This window comes from Inquilinus sp., assembly GCF_039594555.1.
Taxonomy (GTDB): Bacteria; Pseudomonadota; Alphaproteobacteria; order DSM-16000; family Inquilinaceae; genus Inquilinus.
Genome location: NZ_JBCNNF010000469.1, coordinates 1 through 5,104, shown reverse-complemented (window position 1 = coordinate 5,104; position 5,104 = coordinate 1). Strand labels below are relative to the sequence as shown.

At 70.9% G+C, this 5,104-nt stretch carries 4 protein-coding genes and 1 pseudogene; all 5 read left to right on the top strand.

The window, feature by feature from the left end; translation table 11 throughout:
* Positions 1–450: molybdopterin cofactor-binding domain-containing protein (locus ABDW35_RS31875; protein ID WP_343717869.1), on the top strand; the 450-nt coding region annotated here is incomplete at its 5' end.
* 2 nt (positions 451–452) lie between these two features.
* Complete coding sequence (locus tag ABDW35_RS31870) at positions 453–1,112, top strand: hypothetical protein (protein WP_343717868.1); 660 nt, start codon at positions 453–455, stop codon at positions 1,110–1,112.
* 305 nt (positions 1,113–1,417) lie between these two features.
* Positions 1,418–2,617, top strand: a complete 1,200-nt coding sequence (locus ABDW35_RS31865) for an efflux RND transporter periplasmic adaptor subunit (protein WP_343717867.1) — start codon at positions 1,418–1,420, stop codon at positions 2,615–2,617.
* Between the two features lie 4 nt (positions 2,618–2,621).
* A complete protein-coding gene (locus ABDW35_RS31860; protein WP_343717866.1) occupies positions 2,622–4,580 on the top strand; it encodes a MacB family efflux pump subunit in 1,959 nt (652 codons plus the stop codon).
* A 109-nt stretch (positions 4,581–4,689) separates the two neighbouring features.
* Positions 4,690–5,104, top strand: a pseudogene (locus ABDW35_RS31855) (hypothetical protein); the annotation flags it as partial.

The following is a 5,104-nucleotide window of genomic DNA, read 5'->3' as shown; positions in this document are numbered from 1 at the left end:
GGCGCCGGCCGTGGCCGTGGCGTGGCCTTGACGGCGGATTTCGGCAGCTTCGCCGCCCTGGTCGCCCAGCTGCATGTCGGCCAGGACGGTGCCCTGAGGCTGGAGCGCATGGTCTGCGCCGTCGATTGCGGCCAGGTCATCAACCCCGTGATCCTGCGGCAGCAGGTCGAGAGCGGGATCATCTACGGGCTGAGCGCCGCGCTGTACGGCCGCCTGACCATCGCCGGCGGCGCCGTCGTCGAGGGCAATTTCGATGACTCGCCGGTGCTGCGTATCCACGAATGCCCGCCGATCGAGGTCCATGTCGTGCCCAGCGCCGAGCCGCCGGGCGGGATCGGCGAGCTGGGCACGCCGGGGGTGGCGCCGGCCCTGATGAACGCGATCTTCGCCGCAACCGGCAAGCGCCTGCGGGACCTGCCGCTCGACACCCGTCTGCTGAGGGGGGCCTGACCATGCCGAAGCGTTCAAGCCAGGTCGGGCTGGTGGTTCTGGCCGTGGCCGTCTCCGCGGCGATCACGCTGCGGATCGGGACGGGTGTTGCTGATCCCGCGCCCCCGGGCCAGGAACCGGTCCGGCACCTGCAGGATGTCGCCGCGTTCCAGTCGATCACGGATACCGGCGACCGCTCCCGCGCGCTGTTCACCGAGGCGGCGAAGGTCATCACCGATCCGCGCTGCATGAACTGCCACCCGGTCACCGGCAGGCCGACCCAGGGCGACGACCTGCATCCGCATGTGCCCTTCATGCAGGGCGGCGCCACCCGGGTCGGGGTGGACGGCCTGTCCTGCAGCGCCTGCCATCGGGCGGAGAACACGCCCGTCCTGGGCAGCCGGCTGCGTTCCATCCCGGGCAACGCGCACTGGTCGCTGGCGCCGGACAGCATGGGCTGGCAGGGGCATTCGCTCGGCTATATCTGCCGGCAGATCCAGGATCCGGCGCGCAATGGCGGCCGCAGCCTGGCCCAGATCCGGCAGCACCTGGCCGAGGACCATCTGGTGGCCTGGGCGTGGCATCCGGGCGAAGGGCGCCGGCCCGCCCCCGGCACCCAGGAGAGGCTCGGTGCGCTGATCGCCGCCTGGATCGAGACCGGCGCCGAATGCCCGCCGGAGTAGGGCGGCACTGCCGGACTCGGGGGGATCGAAGGGAATCCTGCGTTCGTCTCTCGTCAAACGACGACCGCCGGCGTGTATGGAGATCGGGCGCGGATGCCGGCTTTGCCGCTCCCCGTCCGGTCAGGTAGGGGCCCGCCGGCAACGCCGCGCCACAAAAATTCCTAGATCCGGCAACGCCTGGACATTCTCCCGCGGCGGGCGATGCGTATATAGGCGGGGTGCTGATCGAATCCTCTCCCCCTCCCGCCCCGGCGGCGGATGCGCCATCCTCCGCCAGGCGCCGCCGCCGGCCGCGCGGCCGGATCATGCTGGTCGTCGCCGTCCTGGCCGGCCTCGCCCTGGCCGCTTTGGCGGCCCGGATCTGGCTGTTTCCTTCCCGGGGCACCCCGCCGATGTCCGCCGCCGTCACTATCGGCGATATCGAGGAGAGTGTGCTGGCGACCGGCACGCTGAAGCCGGCCCGGCTGGTGGCGGTCGGCGCCCAGGCCTCCGGCCGCATCACCGCGCTCAAGGTCGCGCTGGGCCAGAAGGTCGCCAAGGGCGACCTCGTCGCCGAGATCGATTCGGTGACCCAGCAGAACAGCCTGCGCACGGCCCAGGCCTCCCTCGCCAATCTCCGGGCCCAGCGCACGGAGAAGGAGGCGACGCTGACCCTCAACCAGCTGACCCTGGCCCGCCAGAAATCGATGGCGGCGCAGCGGGCGGCGTCGCAGGCGGATCTGGAGAGCGCGCAGGCCGCGGTCCAGGTGACGCAGGCGCAGATCGAGCAGCTCGACGCCCAGATCCTGGAAGGGCAGGTGGCGATCGAGACCGCCCAGGTCGATCTCGGCTACACCCGGATCACCGCGCCGATCGACGGCACCGTGCTGTCGATCGTCAGCCAGGAAGGGCAGACGGTGAACGCCGTCCAGTCGACCCCGACCATCGTCATTCTCGGCGACCTGGACGTGATGACCGTGCGGGCCGAGATCTCCGAGGCCGACATCGTCAAGGTCAGGCCCGGCCAGCCGATCTACTTCACCATCCTGGGCGAGCGCAGCCACCGTTACCAGGCGGTGCTGGATTCGATCGAGCCCGCCCCGGAATCGATCCGCAACGATTCCAGCTTCAACACCATCAGCGCCTCGAGCTCCAGCTCCAGCAGCTCGTCCTCCACTTCGCAGGCGATCTACTACATCGGCGTGTTCAGCGTGCCGAATGCGGACAACCACCTGCGCACATACATGACGGCCGAGATCCACATCGTGCTCGGCGAGGCGAAGGGCGTCCTGACCATCCCCTCGGCGGCGCTGGGCGCCAAGGGCACCGACGGCACCGCCACGGTGCGGGTGGTCGACGGCGCCGGCAAGGTGGCGGAGCGCAAGGTCACCGTCGGCCTCGACAACGGCATCCGGGCGGAGGTGCGGTCCGGCCTCAGCCAGGGCGAGCGGGTGGTGACCGGCGAGCAGGGCACGGCCCCTGCCGTCGCCAACGATCCCGGCCCGCCTCCGCCGCCGGGCGGCTGACGCCATGGCCGAACCGCTGATCGCGCTGCGGCACCTGCGGCGCGAATTCCCCTCGGGCGAAGGCACTATCGCCGCCCTCAAGGACATCGACCTGACCATCGAGGCCGGCGAGATGGTGGCGATCGTCGGCGCGTCGGGCTCCGGCAAGTCGACGCTGATGAACATCCTCGGCTGCCTCGACCGGCCGACCTCCGGCAGCTACCGGGTCTCGGGGAGGGAGACCGCGGCGCTCGAGGCCGACGAGTTGGCGGCCCTCCGCCGCGAGCATTTCGGCTTCATCTTCCAGCGCTACCACCTGCTGGGTGAGCTGACGGCCATCGGCAATGTCGAGATCCCGGCGATCTATGCCGGGCGCCGGCCGGGCGACCGCCAGGGCCGGGCGGCGGCGCTGCTCGGCCGGCTCGGCATGACCGACCGCACCGGCCACCGCCCGGGGCAGCTCTCGGGCGGGCAGCAGCAGCGCGTGTCGATCGCCCGGGCGCTGATGAACGGCGCCGACGTCATCCTGGCCGACGAGCCGACCGGCGCGTTGGACAGCCACAGCGGCGAGGAGGTGCTGCGCATCCTGTCCGAGCTGCGGGCGGAGGGGCGGACGGTCATCATCGTCACCCATGACATGGCGGTCGCCCGCCGGGCCCAGCGCATCATCGAGATCCGCGACGGCGAGATCGTCTCCGACCGGCGGGTCGAGGAGCATGCCGCGGCCCCGCCCGCGATGCCGGCGGCCAAGCCGGCGGCCGGCCTCAACCCGTGGCGCGCCTGGTTCAGCCGCCTGCGCGAGGCCTTCCGCATGGCGCTGCTGACCATGCAGGCGCACCGGCTGCGCACGCTGCTGACCATGCTCGGCATCATCATCGGCATCGCCTCGGTGGTCTCGGTGGTGGCGCTGGGCCAGGGGGCGCAGCAGATGGTGCTGGCCAACATCGCCAGCCTCGGCACCAACACGCTGGAGATCTTCGCCGGCAAGGATTTCGGCGACGTCCGCTCGGCCAAGATCACCACCCTGGTGGTCGCCGACGCCGACGCGCTGGCCGGCCAGCCCTATGTCGCGGCGGTGACGCCGACGGTCTCCACCTCGAAGACGGTGCGCCGCGGCGCGACGGAGGCGAACGCCCTGGTGAACGGCGTCGGCGCCGGATACTTCGACGTCCGTGCCACCCGGCTGCTGCAGGGCCGGCTGTTCGGCGCCGATGCCGTGCGCAGCATGTCCCAGGACGTCGTGATCGACGAGAGCGCGCGCAAGACGCTGTTCCCGGATGCGGCAGAGGACCCGATCGGCCAGGTCGTCCTGGTCGGCACGGTGCCGAGCCGGGTGATCGGCGTGGTCGCGACGCAGGAGGGCGGTTTCGGCGGCAGCCAGAACCTGTCGCTGTACCTGCCCTACACCACGGTCCAGGCCCGGTTCCTCGGCAACACCTCGCTGCGCAGCATCACCGTCCGGGTCAGCGACGAGGTCGGCACGGATGAGGCGGCGCGGTCGGTGACGGCCTTCCTGAGCAAGCGGCACGGCGCCAAGGACTTCTTCATCCTCAACACCGACGACATCCGCCGCACCATCCTCGCCACCACCAGCATCCTGACGCTGCTGATCGCGGCGATCGCCGTCATCTCGCTGGTCGTCGGCGGCATCGGCGTGATGAACATCATGCTGGTCTCGGTGTCGGAACGGGTGTCGGAGATCGGCGTGCGCATGGCTGTCGGCGCGCGGCAGGGCGACATCCTGCAGCAGTTCCTGATCGAGGCGGTGCTGGTGTGCCTGATCGGCGGCGTGCTCGGCATCGCCGCGGCGCTCGGCCTTGGCGCCATGATCGGCAGCATCACCTCGGAGCTGTCGCTGATCTATTCCCCGGCCTCGATCGTCGCCGCCGTGCTCTGCTCCAGCCTGATCGGCGTCGCCTTCGGCTATCTGCCGGCGCGCAACGCCTCCCGGCTCGACCCGGTCGTGGCGCTGTCGCGGGACTAGGGGCTGCCGCGGTTTACAGCGGTAGCCGACGCGGCGGGCTTTGACATCGCCAGGTAACGGCCTCCCGGCTTGCTGTCAGGGTCTGGTCGTCCAAACCGGGATGAGGATCATGAACCGACGTGAAGCCCTGATGCTCGGCGGCGCCGCCATGTTCGCCACCACCGCGGCCCATGCCGCCGTCACGGCGGGCGGCGCCCCGGGCGCGCTGCCCCGGCCGGTCAGCGCCGAAAGCCGCCGGCTGGCCGCCGCCACGGTGCCGTCGGCCGGCCCGTTCAAGCAGCCGCCGCTGCCGTTCAAGGAGGACGCGCTGGCGCCGGTGATCGGGGCCGAGACCGTGGGCCTGCATTACGGCAAGCACCACAAGGCCTATTTCGACGCGCTCAACAAGCTCGCCGCCGGCACGCCCTATGAGGCGATGACGCTGGCCGAGGTGGTGGTGAAATCGGCCGCGGCCAAGGACCAGGCCGTGTTCAACCAGGCCGGCCAGGCCTGGAACCACAACCTCTATTGGGAGCAGTTCACCC

Bases quoted from the DNA above. Each gene is read 5' to 3' on its own strand.
- ABDW35_RS31870 (WP_343717868.1), top strand. From the start codon at position 453: ATGCCGAAGCGTTCAAGCCAGGTCGGGCTGGTGGTTCTGGCCGTGGCC.
- ABDW35_RS31860 (WP_343717866.1), top strand. From the start codon at position 2,622: ATGGCCGAACCGCTGATCGCGCTGCGGCACCTGCGGCGCGAATTCCCC.
- ABDW35_RS31865 (WP_343717867.1), top strand. From the start codon at position 1,418: ATGCTGGTCGTCGCCGTCCTGGCCGGCCTCGCCCTGGCCGCTTTGGCG.